22 protein-coding genes are annotated in these 20,570 nt (G+C 63.7%); 8 read left to right on the top strand and 14 right to left on the bottom strand.

Annotation, left to right across the window (positions count from 1 at the left end; genetic code table 11):
• Window positions 1-51: 51 nt before the first annotated feature.
• From O4H31_RS00520 to O4H31_RS00510, 3 genes are read left to right on the top strand one after another with little or no spacing between them, the layout of a single operon-like run.
• Window positions 52-561 (top strand): DUF721 domain-containing protein, encoded by a 510-nt coding sequence (locus tag O4H31_RS00520; RefSeq protein ID WP_093927980.1) that lies wholly within the window; start codon window positions 52-54, stop codon window positions 559-561.
• Between the two features lie 38 nt (window positions 562-599).
• The gene (locus O4H31_RS00515) at window positions 600-1,286 is read left to right on the top strand and encodes a DsbA family protein (protein WP_269341754.1); all 687 of its coding nucleotides are present in this window, start codon (window positions 600-602) and stop codon (window positions 1,284-1,286) included.
• On the top strand, window positions 1,286-2,404 hold the full coding sequence (locus tag O4H31_RS00510) for a CaiB/BaiF CoA transferase family protein (protein ID WP_269341752.1): 1,119 nt from the start codon (window positions 1,286-1,288) through the stop codon (window positions 2,402-2,404). Before O4H31_RS00515 ends, O4H31_RS00510 begins: the two co-directional genes overlap by 1 nt.
• A gap of 28 nt (window positions 2,405-2,432) precedes the next feature.
• Here O4H31_RS00510 and lpxK read toward each other — a convergent pair whose 3' ends face one another.
• From lpxK to O4H31_RS00480, 6 genes are all read right to left on the bottom strand, one after another.
• Window positions 2,433-3,419, bottom strand: coding sequence for a tetraacyldisaccharide 4'-kinase (lpxK, locus tag O4H31_RS00505; RefSeq protein ID WP_269341750.1), 987 nt, complete (start codon window positions 3,417-3,419; stop codon window positions 2,433-2,435).
• Entirely contained in the window at window positions 3,406-4,650 is a 1,245-nt protein-coding gene (locus tag O4H31_RS00500) for a 3-deoxy-D-manno-octulosonic acid transferase (protein ID WP_269341748.1), read from the bottom strand. Before O4H31_RS00500 ends, lpxK begins: the two co-directional genes overlap by 14 nt.
• A gap of 6 nt (window positions 4,651-4,656) precedes the next feature.
• Window positions 4,657-4,899 carry a DUF4170 domain-containing protein gene (locus O4H31_RS00495; protein WP_067262181.1) on the bottom strand — a complete coding sequence of 81 codons (243 nt, stop codon included), beginning with the start codon at window positions 4,897-4,899 and terminating at the stop codon, window positions 4,657-4,659.
• Window positions 4,900-4,962: 63 nt separating this feature from the next.
• Window positions 4,963-5,739 (bottom strand): 3'(2'),5'-bisphosphate nucleotidase CysQ, encoded by a 777-nt coding sequence (locus O4H31_RS00490; protein WP_269341743.1) that lies wholly within the window; start codon window positions 5,737-5,739, stop codon window positions 4,963-4,965.
• Window positions 5,732-7,078, bottom strand: coding sequence for a TldD/PmbA family protein (locus tag O4H31_RS00485; RefSeq protein WP_269341742.1), 1,347 nt, complete (start codon window positions 7,076-7,078; stop codon window positions 5,732-5,734). The genes O4H31_RS00490 and O4H31_RS00485 overlap by 8 nt, the downstream gene beginning before the upstream one ends.
• 112 nt (window positions 7,079-7,190) lie before the next feature.
• A complete protein-coding gene (locus tag O4H31_RS00480) occupies window positions 7,191-8,720 on the bottom strand; it encodes a DUF2125 domain-containing protein (protein ID WP_269341740.1) in 1,530 nt (509 codons plus the stop codon).
• 143 nt (window positions 8,721-8,863) lie between these two features.
• On the opposite strand from O4H31_RS00480, the gene O4H31_RS00475 reads away from it, so the two are divergent.
• Both O4H31_RS00475 and O4H31_RS00470 read left to right on the top strand, forming a co-directional pair.
• Window positions 8,864-9,613, top strand: coding sequence for an SDR family oxidoreductase (locus tag O4H31_RS00475; RefSeq protein ID WP_269341738.1), 750 nt, complete (start codon window positions 8,864-8,866; stop codon window positions 9,611-9,613).
• A complete protein-coding gene (locus tag O4H31_RS00470) occupies window positions 9,610-10,221 on the top strand; it encodes an enoyl-CoA hydratase/isomerase family protein (RefSeq protein WP_269341736.1) in 612 nt (203 codons plus the stop codon). Before O4H31_RS00475 ends, O4H31_RS00470 begins: the two co-directional genes overlap by 4 nt.
• Here the strand turns inward: O4H31_RS00470 and O4H31_RS00465 are convergent.
• Window positions 10,218-10,523, bottom strand: a complete 306-nt coding sequence (locus O4H31_RS00465; RefSeq protein ID WP_269341734.1) for an HNH endonuclease — start codon at window positions 10,521-10,523, stop codon at window positions 10,218-10,220. The genes O4H31_RS00470 and O4H31_RS00465 overlap by 4 nt on opposite strands.
• A 121-nt stretch (window positions 10,524-10,644) precedes the next feature.
• On the opposite strand from O4H31_RS00465, the gene O4H31_RS00460 reads away from it, so the two are divergent.
• Window positions 10,645-11,823 carry a TIGR03862 family flavoprotein gene (locus O4H31_RS00460; protein WP_269341732.1) on the top strand — a complete coding sequence of 393 codons (1,179 nt, stop codon included), beginning with the start codon at window positions 10,645-10,647 and terminating at the stop codon, window positions 11,821-11,823.
• Here the strand turns inward: O4H31_RS00460 and O4H31_RS00455 are convergent.
• The 5 genes from O4H31_RS00455 to O4H31_RS00435 form a co-directional block, all read right to left on the bottom strand.
• The gene (locus tag O4H31_RS00455; protein WP_269341730.1) at window positions 11,820-12,413 is read right to left on the bottom strand and encodes a glutathione S-transferase family protein; all 594 of its coding nucleotides are present in this window, start codon (window positions 12,411-12,413) and stop codon (window positions 11,820-11,822) included. The genes O4H31_RS00460 and O4H31_RS00455 overlap by 4 nt on opposite strands.
• Window positions 12,414-12,432: 19 nt before the next feature.
• A complete protein-coding gene (holA, locus tag O4H31_RS00450; protein ID WP_269341728.1) occupies window positions 12,433-13,431 on the bottom strand; it encodes a DNA polymerase III subunit delta in 999 nt (332 codons plus the stop codon).
• Window positions 13,428-13,928 (bottom strand): LPS assembly lipoprotein LptE, encoded by a 501-nt coding sequence (lptE, locus tag O4H31_RS00445; RefSeq protein ID WP_269341726.1) that lies wholly within the window; start codon window positions 13,926-13,928, stop codon window positions 13,428-13,430. Before lptE ends, holA begins: the two co-directional genes overlap by 4 nt.
• A complete protein-coding gene (gene leuS / locus O4H31_RS00440) occupies window positions 13,915-16,461 on the bottom strand; it encodes a leucine--tRNA ligase (RefSeq protein WP_269341724.1) in 2,547 nt (848 codons plus the stop codon). Before leuS ends, lptE begins: the two co-directional genes overlap by 14 nt.
• Before the next feature lie 82 nt (window positions 16,462-16,543).
• Window positions 16,544-17,038 carry a DUF3576 domain-containing protein gene (locus O4H31_RS00435; protein ID WP_269341721.1) on the bottom strand — a complete coding sequence of 165 codons (495 nt, stop codon included), beginning with the start codon at window positions 17,036-17,038 and terminating at the stop codon, window positions 16,544-16,546.
• Between the two features lie 291 nt (window positions 17,039-17,329).
• Between O4H31_RS00435 and O4H31_RS00430 the strand changes: the two genes are divergently transcribed.
• Together O4H31_RS00430 and O4H31_RS00425 are read left to right on the top strand one after the other, a co-directional pair.
• Entirely contained in the window at window positions 17,330-18,217 is an 888-nt protein-coding gene (locus tag O4H31_RS00430) for a porin (protein WP_269341719.1), read from the top strand.
• 102 nt (window positions 18,218-18,319) lie between these two features.
• Complete coding sequence (locus O4H31_RS00425; protein WP_269341717.1) at window positions 18,320-18,973, top strand: YggS family pyridoxal phosphate-dependent enzyme; 654 nt, start codon at window positions 18,320-18,322, stop codon at window positions 18,971-18,973.
• Here O4H31_RS00425 and O4H31_RS00420 read toward each other — a convergent pair.
• On the bottom strand, window positions 18,963-19,457 hold the full coding sequence (locus tag O4H31_RS00420; RefSeq protein WP_269341715.1) for a L,D-transpeptidase family protein: 495 nt from the start codon (window positions 19,455-19,457) through the stop codon (window positions 18,963-18,965). The two genes, O4H31_RS00425 and O4H31_RS00420, sit on opposite strands and share 11 nt — an antisense overlap.
• A complete protein-coding gene (gene ribA / locus O4H31_RS00415) occupies window positions 19,454-20,545 on the bottom strand; it encodes a GTP cyclohydrolase II (RefSeq protein WP_269341713.1) in 1,092 nt (363 codons plus the stop codon). The genes O4H31_RS00420 and ribA overlap by 4 nt, the downstream gene beginning before the upstream one ends.
• Window positions 20,546-20,570 lie beyond the last annotated feature (25 nt).

Genomic DNA, 20,570 nt, shown 5'->3' with positions numbered 1-20,570 from the left:
TGACGCTGGGGCAAATGGTTATGTATGTCAGCACATTCGGGAAACAAAGCCATGCCGCCACGTCGTACAACTACAAAAGGGTTTAAACGCACCGACAGCCTGCTCTCGCAGCAGATTCGCAAGGCGAGCGAGACCCGTGGCTTTGCGCAATCGCGTCTGTTGACCCATTGGACCGAGATCGTGGGCGAAGCAACCGCCGCCATCTCGCGCCCGGTTGAGGTCAGCTATGGCCGGAAAGAAGGCATCGGTGCCACGCTGACCTTGCTGACCACCGGGGCCAATGCGCCCATGCTGGAGATGCAAAAAGAGCAACTGCGCGCGCGGGTCAACGCGGTCTATGGCTATAACGCCATCGCGCGGGTGCGGATCACTCAGACGGCGGCGACAGGCTTTGCCGAGGGGCAAGTGGCGTTTGATCATAAACCCAAGGGCGAAAAGACCGCTCCGAGCCCTGCATTGCAACGCAAAGCAGCTGAGGCCGCCCAGCCCGTGGCCGACGAAGGGCTGCGCGCAGCCCTTGCACGTCTGGGCGAGAACATATTGAACAAGAACCAAAGCTGACCAACCTAAAGCTGACGTAACAGACAAAGGAACATCTCATGAATCGCAGAAACGTAATCCTTGGCGGTCTCGCCACACTCGGCGTCGGTGGCTGGTTTGCCGCAAGCAGCTTCGGCTTCTCCCCCCTTGGCAGCACCGCGCTGACACCTTTGGTTGGGGCCGCGAACGCGCAAACGACTGAGGGCGATGTGGATACCTCAGGCATCACCGAGATGGTCATGGGCGATGAAAACGCGCCGGTGACGATGATCGAATACGCCTCCTTCACCTGCCCGCACTGTGCGACCTTCCACAACGATACCTTCAAAAAGCTGAAGGCCGATTACATCGACAGCGGCAAGGTCAAGTTCATCTACCGCGAAGTCTATTTCGACCGCTACGGTCTTTGGGCCTCCATGGTGGCGCGCTGCGGCGGTCAGGAGAAGTTCTTTGGCATCGCCGACTTGATCTACAAATCGCAAAGCGAATGGACCCGCGCGGGCGAACCTGCCGCCATCGTCGACGAGCTGCGCAAGATTGGCCGTCTGGCTGGCCTTGATAACGAGACGTTGGACGAATGCCTGAAAGACGGTGAAAAAGCCGAGGCGCTGGTGGCATGGTACACCGAGAACTCCAAAGAGGATGACATTTCAAGCACACCGAGCTTTGTCATCGACGGCAAAAAACATTCGAACATGTCCTATGCCGACATGAAGGAAATCCTCGACGAAGCGCTGGCTGGCTAATGACCGCACCGCTTGCAGGACTGAAAGTCGTCGAATTGGCGCGTGTTTTGGCTGGCCCTTGGGCCGGTCAGACACTGTCGGACCTCGGATGCGAGGTGATCAAAGTAGAAAGCCCGGCGGGGGATGACACCCGCCAATGGGGGCCGCCCTTTGTTACCCGGGACGAGGATGTCACCGCTTCCTATTTCCACTCGACGAACCGGGGCAAAGCCTCGGTCACCGTGGATTTCCGCACCGAGGAAGGGCAGGCGCAGGTCAAAGAGCTTTTGGCCGATGCGGATATCCTGATCGAAAATTTCAAGACCGGGGGATTGGCGAAATACGGGTTGGACTATGCCAGCCTCTCTGCCCAGTTCCCGAAACTGATCTATTGTTCGATCACGGGGTTCGGCCACACCGGGCCTTATGCCCATCGCGCGGGCTATGATTTCATCATCCAAGGCATGTCGGGCCTGATGTCGATCACTGGCGAACCGGACGGCCAGCCGCAGAAATCCGGCATGGCGATCACCGATATCTTTACCGGGGTCTATGCCAGCACCGCGATTTTGGCCGCCGTGCACCAGCGCCACCAAACCGGCGTCGGCCAGCATATCGACATGGCACTGCTTGACTGCGCCGTGGCGATCACCGGCAATCAGGCGATGAACTATATGACCACCGGCAAGGCGCCGACGCGGATGGGCAACGCGCATCCCAACCTGACGCCCTATGAGGTGTTTGAGTGTTCCGACGGCCATCTCATCATCGCCACCGGCAATGACGGACAATACCAGCGCCTGTGTCAGTTGCTGGGGCTGGATGACATGGCCACCGCGCCCGAGTACCTCAAGAATGCCGACCGTGTCGCCAACCGGCCCGAGATGATCCGCCGCCTGACCGGGGCCACCCGTCTGCGCAGCCGCGATGATCTGTTGGCGGCGTGCGAAGCGCATGGCGTGCCCGCCGGGCCGATCAACGACATGGCCGATGTCATGGCTGATCCGCAGGTCGTGGCGCGGGGCATGCAGATTGAGCTTGATGGCGTGCCGGGGCTGCGGTCGCCCTTCACCTTTTCGGGGGCCGAGCTTTCGTTGCACCGCCCTGCACCGAAATTGGGCGAAGACAACAAAGGCTAGGGCCCTGAAAGACTGGGGCCCTGAAAGACTAGGGCCGTGGCAGCCTGTCCAACGCTGCATGCAGCGCATTGCCTTCGGGCAGGGACAGGCGCACCGGCAGGGTCAGCACCTTGGCGCGGAACTCCATCGGCAGGCGCACGGCGTCTTTCTCGGTGGTGACAAGCTGGGCGCCGCGCGTTGCGGCCTCGGTCTCTAGCCTCAACATCAGCCGCGATGTCAGCGGCTGGTGATCCTCCAGCGCCTCGGCGTGGAGGATCGTGGCCCCCAGCCCGCGCAGCGTGGCGAGAAACTTCTCAGGGTGGCCGATGCCTGCAAAGGCGAGCACTTGGGAATCCGACCAATCCATTCCGGTTTGCAGTGGGGCGAGTTCGGCACGCGCATGGGGAAGATCGGTTTTTGGCAGCCCTGCCGCGAAACGGATCTGCGCCGCTTCATCCCCGATAGAGAGCAAAAGATCAGCCCGCGCCAGCCCCGCCGCGACAGGCTCACGCAATGGCCCGGCAGGCAGGCACAGGCCGTTGCCAAACCCTTTGACCGCGTCCACCACCACGATGCTCAGATCCTGCACCAGCGCGGGGTTCTGAAAACCGTCATCCAGCACCACCACCGTGGCCCCCGCCGCTTCGGCAGCCTGCGCCCCCGCTGCGCGATCCCGGGCGACCCAGACATCGGCAAAGGCGGCGAGCAGCAGCGGCTCGTCCCCCACCTCCTCGGCGCTGTGCTGTACGGGGTCAACCCGAACCGGCCCCTCCAGCGTGCCGCCATAGCCGCGTGAGACGACATGCGGGCGATGGCCGCGCTCTAGCAGATATTGCAGCACCGCCATCACCGTGGGCGTCTTGCCGGTGCCGCCCGCATTGATGTTGCCGACGCAGATCACCGGGAGACCCAAGCGCAGTGGTGTGCCGCTGGCCAGCCGCCGCGCGGTGGCGGCGGCATAAAGCGCGCCTAGCGGTTGCAACAGCCGCGCGCGCCAGTCAGGGCGGGGCAGGTGCCAGAAATCAGGCGCGCGCATTTGAGGCTCCTGCATGGTCGTCGAGGCTGTCTTGGATCAATTCGATCACCCTATCGGCCAGTTCGGCGCCCTCGCTGATCACGTCCCAGCCCGCGTGGGCCATGGTCGCCGCCTGATCCGGCGCGATCAACCGCGAAACCGCATTGCCAAGCGCACCCGCATCGTTGACGATCCGCGCCGCGCCCGCCGTGGCAAGCCGCCCGTAAGAGGGTAGAAAGTTGCGCACCTTGGGGCCGTAAAGCACCGCCGAGCCAAGTGCTGCGGCCTCGAAGGGGTCACAGCCACCATGGCCCGACACCAGCGAAGAGCCAAGGAACGACACGGGTGCGACACGGAAAAACAACCCGCGGTCGCCGGGGTCATCGGCCACCATGACCTGCGTTGTCTCATCGGGGTAGGGGTCATCTCCCCACCGCATTGCGGTGAACCCACGCGCGCGGGCACGCTCATAGGCGATATCGGCGGTCGGATAATCATGGGTGTGCAGGATCAGCAGCAAGCGGTGCGACAGACGCAGCGCTTGGCGGTGAGCGGTCAGCACCACGGGGATCTCTTCGGGTAGGATTTGCGTGGCATACCAGACCGGGCGACCGACAAGGCAAGCCGACATATCCGCCAAATCCGAATCCGCGCAGCGCAGCGCTTGGCCGCCCGTCAGCAGCGGCGAAGTCACCTCCCCCTTGCTGCGCGGCAGTCCCAGTTGCACCAGACGGCGCAGCACGGCCGGAGAGCGGGTGAGTACCTGATCGAAGGCGGACAACAGCTGTCGGGTCACATCGGGCATCCAGCGGTCTCGGCGGCCATCGAAGCCAGCGCTGTCGGCGTCGATCATCATCATCGGACAGCCGCGCGCCGCGGTTTCCAACACCAGATTGGGCCTCAGCCCGCCCCATGTCCACAGGCAAAAGCCGGGGCGCCAATGGTCAAGGAACCGCGCGACATTCTCGGGATGTTCGCTGGGGGCCGGAAGAATAAAAAGATCGCGGGTGTCGGTCGGCGGGAGGTCTTGGGTGGCTGCGCTCTCCGAAAGGGTCACCAGCACCGCTACGCGGTCACGCATCGCCATCAGACGTTTGGCAAGGTCGAGCACGGCCAAGACATTGCCCGCCTCGGCGGCATGCATCCAGACCAGCTCACCCTCGGGGCGCGCGGCATAGGGCGCTGCGTCTTCGGCCCCGCCGCGGCGCACGAGGGCGCGATAGGCTGCAAGCCCCAGCGACCGCGCCGCCATGGTGGTTTATTCCAGCTCTTCAGTGGGCGAGGCCGAGGTCTCTTCGTCGCGCAGGCGGTGCAGATGGGCGATATAATAGCGCATATGGGCGTTATCCACGGTCCGGTGCGCTTCGGATTTCCATGCGTCATAGGCGCTGGCGTAGTTGGGGAAGATCCCGACGATATGGATGTCGTCGACGTTCTTGAATGCGTTCTTGGTCGGGTCGACAAGTTCGCCACCGAAAACAAGGTGCAGGCGTTGGGTCATGGAGCTGTCCTTTGATCTGTCAAAGCTGCGGTGCTGCGCATAGTGCCTAGCAGATGGGGCCGGTCACGCAAGGGCGTCAATCAGCGCGCGCTGCACCATTGGGCCGCCCGCGACGATGCCATCCACGCGCGGGTCGGGGTTGTTGAACCTGAGCGGCGCGCCCTTGGTGGTGGTGCAGGTGCCGCCCGCTTCAGCCACGATCAGCGTCCCTGCGGCGATGTCCCATTCCCACGTGCGGCGCAGGGTGATCATCGCGTCAAATGAGGCATCGGCCACCAGCGCCATACGGTAGGCAAGCGAGGGACGGTAGCTGCGTTTGAACACAGGCGGTGCGCCGCCGTGCCAGCGTTCTGCCACCAGCGCGGGGCGGGCGGCAAGTACAGTCGCCTCGGCCAGATCGCTCACCTCGGAGGTACGGATCGGCGTGCCGTTCAGCGTGGCCCCACCGCCCCGGCTGGCAGCATAGAGCATGTCGCGCATCGGCAGATAAACCACCGCCGCCGTAACCTCGCCCGCCTCGGCCACCGCCAGTGAATGCGCCCATGTGTCAGAGCCTTCGACGAAGCTGCGGGTGCCGTCGATCGGGTCAATGATGAAGACCTTGTCATGCCCCAGCCGGTCAGTGTTGTCCTCAGTCTCCTCCGACAGCCAGCCATAGCCGGGCCGCGCGCCGCGCAGTTCCGCGAGCAACAGATCGTTCACCGCCAGATCGGCCTCGGTCACCGGGCCTGCGTTGTCGGGCTTGTCCCAGCGTTTGGCCGTGGCCCCGACAAAGCCGCGCGCCACGGCACCCGCCTTGCGGGCGGCGTCGATTAAAAGGGCGAGGTCGTCCTCAGGCACCGGCAAGGGTCATTCCCGGTACCAGCAGCGAGGGCACAACGCGGCTGAGATGGGTGCGTGCATCATTGGCGGGGATCATCGCCCGCAGCATGTCGCGCAGATTGCCCGCGATGGTGCATTCGTTGATCGCATGTGTGATCTCACCATTCTCGACCCAAAGGCCCGAAGCTCCGCGCGAATAGTCGCCCGTGTTGGGGTTGATCGTGCTGCCGATCATCGAGGTCACCAGAAGCCCGGTGCCCATCTCAGCGATCAGATCGTCGCGGCTGGCCTCCCCTTGGGTCAGCGCGATGTTCCAGTTCGAGGGCTGCGGGCCAGAGCCGGGGCCCCGCGCGGCGTTGCCGGTGGGGGTAAGCTCCAGCTTGCGGGCCGTGGCAAGGTCGAGCGTCCAGCCTTGCAGGATGCCTTTTTCAACGATGGCCCGTTGCTGGGTCGGCAACCCTTCGGCATCGAAAGGACGTGAGCCGGTGGCGCGGATGCGGGTCGGGTCTTCGATCAGGGACAGACCTTCGGGCAGCACCTGCTCCCCCATCGCATCGCGCAAGAAAGACGCTCCGCGCGAAATCGCCTGACCGTTGATCGCGCCCAGCAGATGCCCGATCAGCGAGGCGGCGATGCGTTCGTCAAACAGCACCGGATAGCTGCCGGTGGGCGGCTTGCGGGCATCGAGCCGCGCCCGCGCGCGTTCGCCCGCGCGGGTGCCGATCTCTTGCGCGGCGCGCAGGTCGGCCTGAAAGATACGGCTGTCGCCGTCGTAGTCCCGCTCCATCCCCGTGCCGCTGCCTGCAATGGCGACGCAGGACAGCCCGCGTTCACTGCGGGCATAGCCGCCCTCGAACCCGTTGGTCGCCGCGAGATGGATTTTCTGTGCGCCATAGCCAGCGCCTGCCGATTGCACTTGGCTGACCCCTTTGACGGCCAGCGCGGCGGCTTCGGCGCGGGCGGCGTCATCTTGCAGGGCTTCGGGGGAAGGCTCTGGCGCGGGGTCGCAAAGCTCTAGCCCTTCCGCATCGCGGCGGGCAGAGAGTTGAGCGGGATCGGCCAGCCCCGCATAGGGGTCTTCGGGTGCTTCGCGGGCCATGGCGACGGCGCGTTCGGCCATTTCTTCGATCGTGCGCGACGACGTGTCGGAGGCCGAGACATTGGCCGAGCGCTGGCCGACGAAAACCCGCAGACCGACGTCCGTCCCTTCGGAGCGTTCGGCCTGTTCCAGCGCCCCGCCGCGCACTTCGATCGAGACGGAGCTTGCCGTGATCGCCATGGCATCGGCCGCATCCGCACCGGCCTTTGTGGCCGCCTGAAGGAGGGACTTGGTCAATGCATCAAGGGCGTCTGGCATGGTCTGGCTCCTTTTGGGGTTGGAAAAGGGGTAATCCCCCGCCCCGAGAGGGGCAAGGGCCGCGCTGTATTTTCCCACGCGGAAAGGGCGCGGACCAAGGCCGCGCCGGTTGTTATTTGATCTGCTGACCGTTGGCGAGGATGCCGCCCTCTTCGGTGAACTCGATTCTGGAGGTCAGGGAGTCTTCGCCTTCGCCCGGGACGGTAAAGAGCCCCATCATCATCCGCGCGCCCAGTGCCTGCTCCTGTGGGATCAGCCCCATGGTCACCAATTTATCCAGCAAGGCCACGCCGCCGATCAATGACAGGTCCAGCGCGCCGACGGGCTTTGGCATGCCGGGCACGGTTTGCATGTCGTCGTTGTCAAAAGTGATCGCCCCCGTGGCATCGAACTCGGCCCCTGCTACGTCAAGCGTGACTTCGTTTACGTTCAATTCGTGAATTTCGCCCGGTACCTCATCGCCCATCGTGGCGGTAACTTCGGGGTCCATCAGTTCAAACAGCAGCTTGGCCTTGCCCGACAGGTCCACGACCAAAGTTGCCGGGTCGCGGGGCAATTGGCCGGTAGGGTCAAAGATGCCCCAGATCATGTCCGACATCTTAAAGCTGTCGAGCTTGACACCAAAGGCAAAGTCCTGCGGCTCTTCGGACTTCATCACCGGCATTTTCAGGTTAAACGCACTTTCGGCCATGCTGAACTGGATCGGGAAGGGCATGTCGGCGGCGGTGACGCTGACCTCGATGTTCTGCTGGCCACCGTCATAGGAAAGCCCTTCCAGCCCCATCGCCACGCCAAGCTTCGCCCCGGTTGAACTTGAGACCAGCTGAAACTCCCCATTTTCGGGGTCAGAGACCTGCATGTCGGTGCGGCCTGCGCCGGCGGTAAAGCTGCCGCCAAAGGTCAGACCTTCGCGCATCATTGCGGCCATGTCGGCGCCTGCGTCGATCATCGGCAGCGTGCCGCTGCCGTCAAAGACCACTTGATCCACGCCGCCCTTCACGGCGACACGGGCAGGGTCTTCGGGGGTTTTCATCACCACGTCATATTGCAGTCTGTCGATGCGGCCCGACTGGTCGTAGCGACGCGTCTCGGTCCCGGTCATTTCGGTCCGGCTGCTGACGCCGCTGCCGGTCAGGGTGAACTTGGCTTCTTCTTCGGTATAGCTTTCTTCGCCAACCTTGAGCCCCGCAAGCGTGAGAGAGATGCTGTCGGCGGCATAGTCATACTGAAGCGCCTCAGCGCTGCCGCTGGCGCGCATCACCGGGGCGGTCTGGGCATAGTTCAATACCATCGACACCGGTTCATCCTCGGGCGTTTCGGGCGCGACGTTGATCGTCATCGGCATGACATTGGGCATGCGGATATTGACCGCGCCGTCACTTTCCGGCTCGAAACGCAGCGTGCCGAGCGACAAGGAAAAATCGCCACCCTCTTCGGCCATATCCATCTTCAGGGTCACATCACTGACGGTTAGGTCCGCGCCGTCAAAGGCTTCGCTCGCCTCAACCTGATAGCCCATGCTCTGCATATACTGGCGCCAATCGCCCCACACTTCGGGAGGGGTCAGATCGGCCCAGAGGGGCGTCGAGGCCAGCGTGACCGGCAGGGCGAGAAGCAGTGACGCTGTAGGGATGCGAGACATCGGAAAATCCTTTTCGGCAATGAGTTGTGCATAGGGTCTGCCAATCCCCGCGCAGGGTCAAGCGACGCGAGGCTGGACCCGGGTTGATCGGCAGATTACCACAGCCTCCAAGCAATGTACAAAATTAGCGGAAGGATCACCCCATGGACATGACAGGCAAGACGATCATGATTACCGGTGCCAGCCGGGGCATCGGCGCCGCCGCCGCGCGGGTATTCGCCGAGGCGGGCGCCAATATCGCCCTGTTGGCGCGCAGTCAGGATGCCATCGCCGAATTGGCAGGAGATTTGGGCAATCGCGTCATCGCCATCCCCTGCGATGTGACCCGCTATAACGAGATGACCTCTGCGGTTGAGACCACGCGCCGGGCGTTTGGCGGGCTGGATGTGCTGATCAACAATGCAGGCGTGATCGATCCGATCTCGCTCATGGCAGAGGCCGATCCGTCGGATTGGGCCAAGGCGATCAACATCAACGTGACTGGCGTCTTTCACGGCATGCGCGCAGCCCTGCCACTGATGAAAGAAAACGGCGGCGGCACGGTGCTAACGATCTCTTCGGGGGCCGCGCACAACCCGGTGGAGGCATGGAGCCACTACTGCGCCTCCAAGGCGGCGGCGAATATGCTGACCCAGTGTTTGCACCACGAAGAGGGCGGCAACGGCATCCGCGCCATCGGTCTGTCGCCGGGCACCGTGGCCACCGACATGCAGCGCGACATCAAAGACAGCGGCGTGAACCCGGTCAGCCAGCTTGACTGGGACGTGCATATCCCTGCCGATTGGCCTGCGCGCACGCTGCTGTGGATGTGCGGCCCCGAGGCGGATCGTTTCCTCGGCGATGAGATTTCCCTGCGCGATGAAGACATCCGCAAGGCGGTGGGCCTGATATGATCGAGCTTGACCGCGCAGGCGACATCTGGACCGTCACGATCAACCGCCCCGATAAGGCCAATTCCCTGACCCATGCCATGCTGGTCGAACTGGCCGATATCATGGAGGAGGCACAGGCCGCCCGCGTGGTGATCCTGACCGGTCGCGGCAAGGTGTTTAGCGCGGGGGCCGATCTTGACGAAGCCCGCGCGGGCCTTGCGAAATCGGATGTCTGGGAGCGTCTTTCAGGCGCGGTGGCGGCCCTGCCGGGGCTGAGCATTGCCGCGCTCAATGGCACGCTGGCGGGCGGTGCGATGGGCATGGCGCTGGCCTGCGATCTGCGCATCGCCGTGCCGGGGGCAAAGTTCTTCTATCCGGTGATGAAGCTCGGGTTTCTGCCGCAGCCCTCGGACCCGGCGCGGATGGCGGCGCTGATCGGCCCCGCGCGGACCAAGCTTTTGCTGATGGGCGGGCAGAAAATCACGGCAGAGGAGGCGCTGACCTTTGGCCTGATCGACCGCCTCGTCGAAGCGGAACTGCAGGATCACGCGCTGGCGCTGGCCGCCGATACGCTGGCTGCGCGGCCCGAAATCGCGCAGGAAATCAAACGGATGTGCAGCCCCGCCTAACGTTTGCGCGTACCGCCCGGCACTTTGGAACGAAAACCGGGCGGGCGTTTCGCCACCCATGCGGCGAATTTGGCCAGCCTCGGATGGCTGCGCAGCGCTTCGGGCGTGTTGTAGTGCCGTGCCAGTTCGGTCTCGGTCAGGGCGGCGTGCACCTCGCGGTGGCAAATGTGGTGCATCAGCACCGTCGGGCCCCCCTTGCCGCCGCGCAGCTTGGGGATGAGGTGATGCAGGCTCTGCGGCACGTCCCGAGGAATGGGCCGAAGGCAGAGCGGGCAATCTGGCAAAGTCTCGCCTTGGGTCACGGGTCTCCCTTTCGCTTGCATTGCAGGGCCACGGCAGGCAAGAGAATGTGTCAAATCCTCCCCAAGGCAAGGACAGGCCCATGGCTTCCCCGTCAGACATGCAGACCCAAGAGCGCGCCGCGTGACCCGCGCCTTGGTCATCGGGGGCGGCCCCGCAGGGCTGATGGCCGCCGAGGTCATGGCGCAGGCGGGGCTGTCGGTCACGCTTTGCGAGGCGAAGCCCTCGGTCGGTCGCAAGTTCTTGATGGCGGGTAAATCTGGGTTGAACCTGACCAAGTCCGAACCTTTCGCGCCCTTTCTCGCCGCCTATGAAGAGGCGCAGACCGCCTTGCGCCCGATGCTGGAAGCCTTCGATGCCCAAGCGGTGCAGGACTGGGCCGAAGGGCTGGGGCAAGAGGTCTTTACCGGCTCGACGGGGCGGGTTTTCCCCCGTGCGATGAAAGCCTCTCCGTTGCTGCGGGCTTGGCTTGCGCGGCTGACGGACTGCGGGGTGACGATCAACACCCGCTGGCAGTGGCAGGGCTGGGACGGGGATGCATTCACCTTCGATACGCCCGGCGGGCGGGAAGTGGTCGAGGCCGATGTGACGGTACTGGCCCTCGGCGGTGCAAGTTGGCGGCGGCTTGGCGCGACCGGGGTATGGGCGCCGCTGTTGACGACGCGCGGCGTGGCCCTGCGCGATTTCGCTCCGGCCAATATCGGGCTGCTGGTCGATTGGTCGCCGCATATGACCCGCCATTTCGGCGCGGCGCTCAAGGGTGTGGCATGGCGCGCTGGCCCCTACACCTCACGTGGGGAGGCGGTGATCTCGGCCCGTGGGCTGGAGGGCGGGGGCATTTACAGCGTCTCGCGCGGGCTGCGCGAAGGGCAGGGGCTGGCGCTTGATCTGTTGCCGGACTTGCAGGTTGGCGACGTGGCGGCGCGTCTGGCGAAGCCGCGCGGCAAGGACAGTCAGGCCAACCGTCTGCGCAAGCGGCTGAAGCTGACCCCCGCCCAGATCGCGCTGCTGCAAGAGATGGCGCGCCCGCTGCCGCAGGAGGCCGAGGCGCTGGCCGCCTTGCTGAAAGACCTGCCCATCGCCCATGCCGGGCTGCGCCCGACGGATGAGGCGATTTCGACGGCGGGGGGGATAGCGCTCGACGCGCTGGATGCGGGGCTGATGCTGCGCGAGGTGCCGGGCGTCTTTGCCGCCGGGGAAATGCTGGATTGGGAAGCGCCCACGGGCGGCTATCTGATCAATGGCTGTCTGGCGACCGGCCATTGGGCGGGCCGCCATGCTGAGGAATGGGCGCGGCGTTAACCATTTTCCTTGGCCATCGCGGCGACGAAAGCGGGGCGTTCGCGCAGGGATTTTGCCCAGAGGTTCAGCTTGTCATCCACACGCGGGAATTTCGCGCCGATCGACCAGTTGATGCAATGCACGGCCAGCAGGTCGGGGACGGTGATCTGATCGCCCATCAGAAACGGTCCCTCTAGGCGGTTGGAGAGCGCATTGGCCGCGAGCTCGAACTCGGCCTTGAGGCTGTCTTTGATCGCAGGCACGCGCGCTTCTTCGGGGAAGATGAAACTGTGTTTCGCCGCCGCCCAGAGGATCGCGTCAAACTCGTCGATCAGCCAAAAGGTCAATGCGTCCTGCCGCGCGCGTTCGGGCGTGCCTGCGGGGGCAGTCAGCGCGCCGTGCTTGTCGGCCAGATAGGTCATGATTGCGATAGAATCGGTCAGCACCTCATCGCCGTCCACAAGCGCGGGGATCTTGCCCGAAGGGTTGTATTTGCGCGCCTCCTCCGAACGGGGTGCTGCGGGGTTCAGCGCGTAGGGTTGGCCCAATTCTTCGAGCATCCACATAACGCGAAACGCGCGGGACTTGGTGCCGCCGATGACTGTATACATTGAATTTCCTCTTCCAAAATCAACGTTGTGCGCCCAGCATCGCCAGACGGATAAAGGCCCGCTCGACCAAAGCCAGCGCCGGGGCGTGCTGCCCGGCAGAGCGCAGCTTGAGGTCGGTCTCAGTCAGCACCGCAAGCGCGGTTTCCAGCTTCACGACGCCCCAGTTGCGCGCCTGCCGGATCGCGCGGTCGCGGTCGCGCACGCCATAGATCGGCGCGCCGGGGTTGGCGGCGATGCGGTAGAGGGTGCGGAAATGCCGGGTCGCCATGATGGTCAGCGTCACCGGGTTCACGCCTTGGCCTTGCAGCTTGCTCATCACCGGGCCGATCTCGGCGGCGCGGGTCTCGGCGACCACATGCAGGATGTCGTCCACCTCGGCCTCGGTCGAGGTGGGGGCGCAGGCGGCGATGTCTTCCAGCCCGATGGGGCTGCTGTCGCCCAGTTTATAGAGCGTGATCTTCTCTAGCGTTTGGCGGAAATCACCCGGATCAAGCGTGCGGGCCAGATCGCTGAGCGCGGCCATCGCGTCGGCCTCGGGTGTGAGGCCCGCATCCTTTAGCATCTGTTCGATCTCGGCCCGGTCGGGCGGATTGTCATAGATCGCGGTGGCATAGGCGTTGGGGTGGCTCTCAAAGGCTTTGAGCACCTTGGACGTCTTTTTCAGATCGCCCGCCGTGACGATGATCTGCGCGTCGCCCGGCTGCCAGTCTTTCAGCGCGTCGAGCAAGATTTTGGCGATATTGTCATTCGCCTCTTCCACCAGCGCGGCACGCGGGCCGGGGAAGAACCCGACGGCCTTGATCGCGTCCAACAGCACCGCCGGATCGCGGCGCAATTCGCCTGCGGGCATCCGGCTGAGGCGCATTTCCTCTTCGGCATTGGCGCCGAGCAGGTTTTTCAGGAATTCCTGCCGTTTCAGCGCCACGCGCATGGCATCGCTGCCGTAGATCAAAAGCCCCGTCCGCGCGGGATCAGGCCGCGCGAAATAGGGTTTCGCCTCGCGCGGGGTGAGCTTCATTGCGGCAGGTCAGCCGCGTAAAGACGGCTCACGACGAGGTCAGCCAGAATCACCATCAGGCGTTCCTGCGCATCCAACTCGGCGGCGCGGGTGGCGACGGTGGTGCCGGTGGCGGAATAGCCGGTGAAGCTTTCGACCTTGCCCGAGGTCACGATCTGCCCGCTGTCGAGGTCGCGCAGGGCGTAAGAGGTGGTGCCCAGCAGGTTATAGCGCCGGGTGTTGCCTTCGCTGTCGATGGCCAGCCCGTCTTCGGTTGTGGTGGTAGTCAGCGCCAGCCCCCAATGGGGCGTGGCCGCGCGGCCCAAGCGGGTTTCCACCTCGCGCACCAGAAAATAGCCAAAGCGGTCTTCCGGCGCATCCACCAACACGCGGTTTTGCAGGGCCGTGCCCGCGCCGCCGGGGCCATAGACCGGCTCGAACCCGCAGGCAGCGAGCGCCAGCAGAGGCAGGCCCAGCAGGAAGCGGCGGCGCATATGGGCGGGCTTAGGCAACGACATTCACAATCCGTCCGGGCACGACGATGACCTTTTTCGGTGTGGCCCCGTCCAGCGTTCGAATGACAGCTTCATGCGCCAGCGCGATTTTTTCAACCTCTTCCTTGGACATGTCGGCGGGCACCTGAATTTCCGCCCGGCGTTTGCCGTTGATCTGGATCGGCAGGGTCACGGTGTCATCGACCAGCATCTTCTCATCGGCCTTGGGCCATGGGGCCTTGGTGATCAGCCCTTCGCCGCCTTGATGTGCCCAGATGTCTTCCGACAGGTGCGGGGTCATCGGCGACATCAACTGCGCCAGCGTCATGATCGCTTCGCGCTGCGCGGCATAGCCCGCCTTGGATTTCTGCAAAGTGGCGGTGAAGGCATAGAGCTTGGCAATCGCCGCGTTAAAGCCGAAGGATTCCACGCCCATCGTCACATCATGGATCGTTTTGTGCATGGCGCGCAGCAGATCGTCATCGCCGGTGCCGGTTGCATCGCGGTCCATTTCGCTCACGCGGTCGCAGATGTTCCACACGCGCGACAGGTGCTTGTAAGACGCCTCGGCCCCGCTGGCGGTCCATTCCACGTCCCGCTCGGGGGGCGAATCGCTCAGCACGAACCAACGCGCGGTGTCGGCGCCATAGTTCGAGATGATGTGCAGCGGGTCGACGACGTTTTTCTTAGACTTCGACATTTTGGCGGAGGGGATGATCTCAACCTCGGTGCCGTCTGCCAATTTGCCCTCGGTCACCTCTTCGGGGAGGTGATAGACCGGGCGGCCATTGCCGTCGCGGGTCTGGTAGATCTCATGCGTCACCATGCCTTGGGTAAAGAGCGCGTCGAAGGGCTCAACAGCGCTTTCGGGCAGGTGGCCAGTGATCTGCATCGCACGGGCAAAGAAGCGCGAGTAAAGCAGGTGCAGGATCGCGTGTTCAATGCCGCCGATATATTGATCGACGTTCATCCAATATTGCGCGTCTTCCATGACGGTCGGCGTCTCCGCACGCGGCGCGGTGAAGCGGGCGAAATACCACGAGCTGTCGACGAAAGTGTCCATCGTGTCAGTCTCGCGCAGCGCGTCCTTGCCGCAGGCGGGGCAGGCGCAGTTGCGCCATGTCGGGTGGCGGTCGAGCGGGTTGCCGGGTGTGTCAAAGCTGACGTCGTAGGGCAGCTCGATCGGCAGGTTCTCTTTCTTTTCCGGCACCACGCCGCAGTCGTCACAATGGACAACGGGGATCGGGCAACCCCAGTAGCGCTGGCGCGAGAGGCCCCAGTCGCGCAGGCGGTATTTGGTGACGCCTTGGCCGATGCCGTTTTCCTCGCAAAAGGCGATGGCGGCGTCGACGGCGTCTTCGCCGGTCTGCCACTGGTCGCCCGCGAAGCCACGGTTATAGAACACCTTTTCCGATTTCTGCGGCACGAAGGCTTCGTCGAGCTTGGGTGAGGCATCTTCCGAGGGCAGAAAGGTCGAGATGATCGGCAGATCGTATTTGCTGGCAAAGTCGAAATCGCGTTGGTCGTGGCCTGGGCAGCCAAAGATTGCGCCGGTGCCGTAGTCCATCAAGATGAAGTTGGCGATATAGACGGGCAGTTCATGGGCCGTATCAAAGGGATGGCGCACGCGGATGCCGGTGTCATAGCCCAGCTTCTCGGCGGTCTCGATCGCCTCTTCGGTGGTGCCGCCCTTGCGGCATTCGGCGCAGAAGGCTGCGACGGCTTCATCGTCCCGCTCCAGCGTTTTGGCCAGCGGGTGGTCGGGCGAAATGCCGACAAAAGACGCGCCCAGCAGCGTATCGGGGCGGGTGGTGTAGACTTCGATGCGGTCGAAACCTTCAGGCGCTTCGATGGTCGAGAAGGCAAACTGCAGCCCGCGCGATTTGCCGATCCAGTTCGCCTGCATCAGCTTTACCTTCGCGGGCCAGTTGTCGAGGCTGTCGAGCGCCGAGAGCAGCTCTTCGGAGTGATCCGAAATCTTGAAGAACCACTGCGTCAACTCGCGCCGCTCTACCGGCGCGCCAGAGCGCCAGCCGCAGCCGTTTTCGACCTGCTCGTTGGCCAGCACGGTCATATCGACCGGGTCCCAGTTCACCACGGCGTTTTTGCGGTAGACCAGCCCCTCTTTGAGGAAGTCCAAAAACAGCGCCTGCTGCTGGCCGTAGTAGCCGGGGTGGCAGGTAGCGATCTCGCGCGACCAGTCAATCGACAGGCCGAGCGGCTTCATCTGCTTTTTCATCTCGGCGATGTTGTCATAGGTCCAATCCGCCGGGTGGCCGCCGATGGCCATGGCGGCGTTTTCGGCGGGCATGCCAAAGGCGTCCCAGCCCATCGGGTGCAGCACGTTATGCCCGGTGGCAATCTTGTAGCGCGCGATCACATCGCCCATCGTGTAGTTGCGCACATGCCCCATGTGGATGCGGCCCGAGGGGTAGGGGAACATCTCAAGCACATAGTATTTCGGCTTGTCGGCGTTGCGAACGGCCTGAAAGACGCCATCCTTTTCCCAGGCTTGCTGCCAGCGGGCTTCGATCTCGGCGGGGGTATAGCGGGGCATGAGGGGACCTTCGTGACATGAAAAACGCCGGGCTGCTGCTTTCACAAGGCCCGGCGTTGGAAACGTGTTGAGTTAAGCGGGCTCAGAATTTGCTGTCGGACACGCGCATTTCCCGCGCCCGGCTGAGGATCGCATCCTCTACCGCGCGGGTTGTCGCCCGTGCCACCGGCTGGCCGCCCGAGGATTGCAGCGCCACGTTGAGCGAGCGGGCGTCCAGTGCCGGGTCGTCGATCAGCACGGTCGCGCGATACGCACGGCCACCGCCCGGAGGGGTGCCGTAGCCCGTGACGATAACCCCGGTGAAAGGATCGACCGATTGCACCGGCAAGAAGTTCAGCACTTCCAGCGAGGCCGACCAGAGGTATTTGTTCACCGAAACGCTGGTGTCGGTGTTCTTGCGGTTGAAGATCGACCAGATCGTATTGTCTGGATTGGTCTCGATGTTATTGGGGTTGTTCGGATTGGTGTATTGATCCGGAAGCTCTCTGGCCGGGCTGCCAAAGCGCCCGCCACAGGCGGTGAGCGCGCTGAGCGCCAGAATGGTGATTGCCAATTTGCAAGCGGTACGAAGGGCCATTGCAGCTTTCCTTTGCCTGTTTGCGCTCCGGTCTATCCAAGCAGGCCCTTATCGGCAAGGTCTATGTCATAGGTGCCTGTTCGGGCGCTCTGCCCCTGTGCCAAAGGCAGTAGCGGGCAGGCGGGGCAGCCTCGGGCGGCGAAACTGTGGCATAGCTGCACCAGCGTCAGCGACATTGAGGGCGGGGGGCGCGTGAACCTTGCCAAGTGCGGGGCATTGGGGGCAAACACCCTTCATACCCTTACCGGATTCCCCGGTCTGGGCATATGAATTCAAACCGAGGGAAAACTCATGAAAAAAGTTCTCTTCGCTACAACAGCCCTGGTTGCGACCGCCGGTGTAGCAGCAGCAGACGTAACATTCGGTGGCTACGGCCGTTTCGGCGTTATGTACAACGACAACGACTCCAACCCCCTGCTGGACAGCTCCACAGACCTGACATCGCGTATGCGTCTCCAGATCGACGCGACTGCTGAATCCGATGCAGGCGTTGTCTTCGGTGCACGTGCACGTATCCAAGCTGACGGCAACGGCACCACCAATGGTGCAGGCGCAGACTTCAACGGCGTTCGTTACTTCGCACGCTCCGGCGGCTTCGAAGTTGGCGTTGGCAACATCTTCGGTGCTCTGGAATCCATGCCAGGTCAGTACCCCGTCGACATGGGTCTGACCGGCCTGGGTTATGACTACACTGTATTTGACGGCAACGGCGACGCATACACCTCCACTGGTGACGGCGCTCTGAACGGTGTTGAAGTTCTGTACTCCGCTGGTGACCTGGCAGTGCACGTTTCGGCTTCTGACGTAAGCGACCGTGTTGCAGGCTACGTTGCTTACACATGGAGCGGCTGGACCTTCGCAGTTGGTGGCCAAGACTCCGACAACGCGGGCGACACCGAGTGGACAGCAACAGCTGGTGGTTCCTTCGGCATCGCCGACGTAACTCTGGCCTATGCTGACAACGGCACAAACGGCGACCGCGTTGTCCTGGCTGGCCGCTTCGACGTTGGCGCAGCGACAGACGTTGAAGTCTATGTTGGCGACCAAGACGGCGCAGACACCGGTTACGGCATCGACTTCAACCACGACCTGGGCGGCGGCACCTCGCTGCGCGGCGGTGTGGTTAAGCAGTTCGACGGCGACACCGTTGCCGACATGGGTGTTCGCTTCAACTTCTAAGTTGAACGACATACTCTGAATATTGGGGCAGGCCTTTCGGTCTGCCCCTTTTCTTTTGCCCGGTGCTGTTGTTTTCTGCGCGCCTGACATGGAGGGCCGAAAATGAGTCTGAGCGACATCCAAAACCGCATCACGAAAGCTGAAGCCGATGCAGGCCGCGCGGCGGGATCGGTCACCTTGATTGCCGTCAGCAAGGTTCAGCCCGACGCGCGTGTGCGTGCGGTCTTGGAAGAGGGGCACCGCTCTTTCGGCGAGAACCGCGTGCAAGAGGCGGCGGGCAAATGGCCCGGCTTCCGCGAGGATTTCGACGGGATCGACCTGCACATCATCGGCCCTTTGCAAAGCAACAAGGTCCGTCAGGCGATGGAACTGGCAGAGGCGATCCACACGGTCGACCGCCCCAAGCTGGCCAAGACCATCGCGCGTCTGGCGCAGGAAATGGGCCGCTGCCCTGATCTGTTCATTCAGGTCAACACCGGCGAAGAAGATCAGAAGGCCGGGGTGATGCCCCGTGAGGCGGATGATTTCATTGCCGAATGCCGTGCGCTGGACCTGCCGATCAAAGGGCTGATGTGCATCCCCCCGGTGGATGAGGCCCCATCGCTGCATTTCGCCCTGCTGGCGAAGATCGCCGCCCGCAACGAACTAAGCGGCCTGTCGATGGGCATGAGCGGTGATTTCGAGCAGGCCATCGCGCTTGGTGCCACCCATGTGCGCGTCGGCTCCGCCATCTTTGGCGAGCGGGTTAGCGAATAATCAGCCGCGTCGCCGGGCCGACACGGGCCGCGATCTCATGAAGATCGTCCCGCGCAAAGGCGATGCAGCCCTCGGTCGGGTAGCCGGGCCGCCGCCACTGGTGAATAAAGATCGCGGAGCCGCGCCCCGCCTCGGCCTCTGGCCAGTTCCAATCGGTCAGGATCACCAAGTCATAGAGCGGGTCGGCGCGGCGCAGCGCCTCGTGGCTATGGGGGTAGGGAGCATGGACGCGGTGGTTGTAGTCAGGCTGGCCGCTGGCGTCCGACCACAGATCACCGGGCCCGATCGGCTGCGCCCAAGCGCTTGGGGCAGGGATACGGTCAGGCCGATAGAGCATCCCCACCAAACGATGGATCCCGCGCGGCGTGGCCCCGTCGCCTTCGCGTTTGTCATGGGTCATACCGCCCTTGCCGATGCTACAGGCATAGCGCCGCCCCTGAAACCGCAGGCCCGTCGGCGTCAGAACCATGTCACTCGGCGTCACAGAAGATGTCCCGATTTCGCGGCCTTGGTAGCCAGATAGGCGCTGTTGTGGCGGTTCTCGCCCACGGCCAGCGGGACACGTTCGGTGACGGCAACGCCGCTTTGCTCCATCATGCCCACCTTGCGCGGGTTGTTGGTCAGCAACCGAACGGCGGAGAACCCCATCGAGCGCAGAATGTCCGCGCCGAGGCGGAAATCGCGCTCATCATCCTCAAAGCCGAGGCGATGATTGGCTTCAACCGTGTCAAAACCCTGATCCTGCAAAGAATAGGCGCGCATCTTGTTGGCAAGGCCGATGCCGCGCCCCTCTTGATTGAGGTAGAGCAACACGCCGTTGCCTTCGCCCCCCATCTGCGCCAGTGCCGCGCGAAGCTGTGGGCCGCAATCGCATTTCAGGCTGCCCATAAGATCGCCGGTGAAACAGGCCGAGTGCAGACGGCAGAGAACGGGCGTGTTGCGGGCAGGGCGGCCAATCTCGATGGCATAATGCTCTTCGCCACCGTCCTCAGGGCGGAAGATATGCAGACGACCCGCCTCAGACACTTCCATCGGCAGGCGGGCGTTGACCACCGGGTGCAGGGCGCTACGACGGGCGAGGATGGGGGCGGCAGCGGTGAGATCGATCAGGGTCAACCCATGCAGTCGCGCGAAGTCAGCGCCCTGCGGCAGGTCCAGCACCAATGCGGCGGGCAGCATCCGCGCGGCCTTAACCAGATCAAGCGCGGCGCTATGGGCGGCCGTATCCCCGCCCCGCGCGGTCTGCAGTGGCCCTTTCATCGGGGCGCGCAGGTCATCCGCCGGATCGGCAATGCTTTGCACCCAAGCGGGCGTTGCACCGGGGGGCAGCAGCACGCGCGCGAGATTGCCGTCATAGGCGCGCGCCTTAAGCGTTTCCGCTCGCCGCGCGGTGATCGCCAGTACCGGCGCACCGCCCAAGGTCAGTACATCCGCAAGGCGCTGCGCGGTCAACGTCTCCGCCGCCAGCACAAGCGCGGCCTGCGCCCCACCGGCCAAAACCACGGGCACGCCCATGCGTAAATCGGCCCGCGCACGCGCCAGTTGTTCGGTGATGTCCGGGGCGAAACTCATGGTTTGTTGCAACTCCGCAAAGGCT

Source organism: Sulfitobacter dubius (genome assembly GCF_027214245.1).
In the GTDB taxonomy this organism is placed as follows: domain Bacteria; phylum Pseudomonadota; class Alphaproteobacteria; order Rhodobacterales; family Rhodobacteraceae; genus Sulfitobacter; species Sulfitobacter dubius_A.
This window is presented reverse-complemented; position numbering and strand designations above follow the sequence as displayed.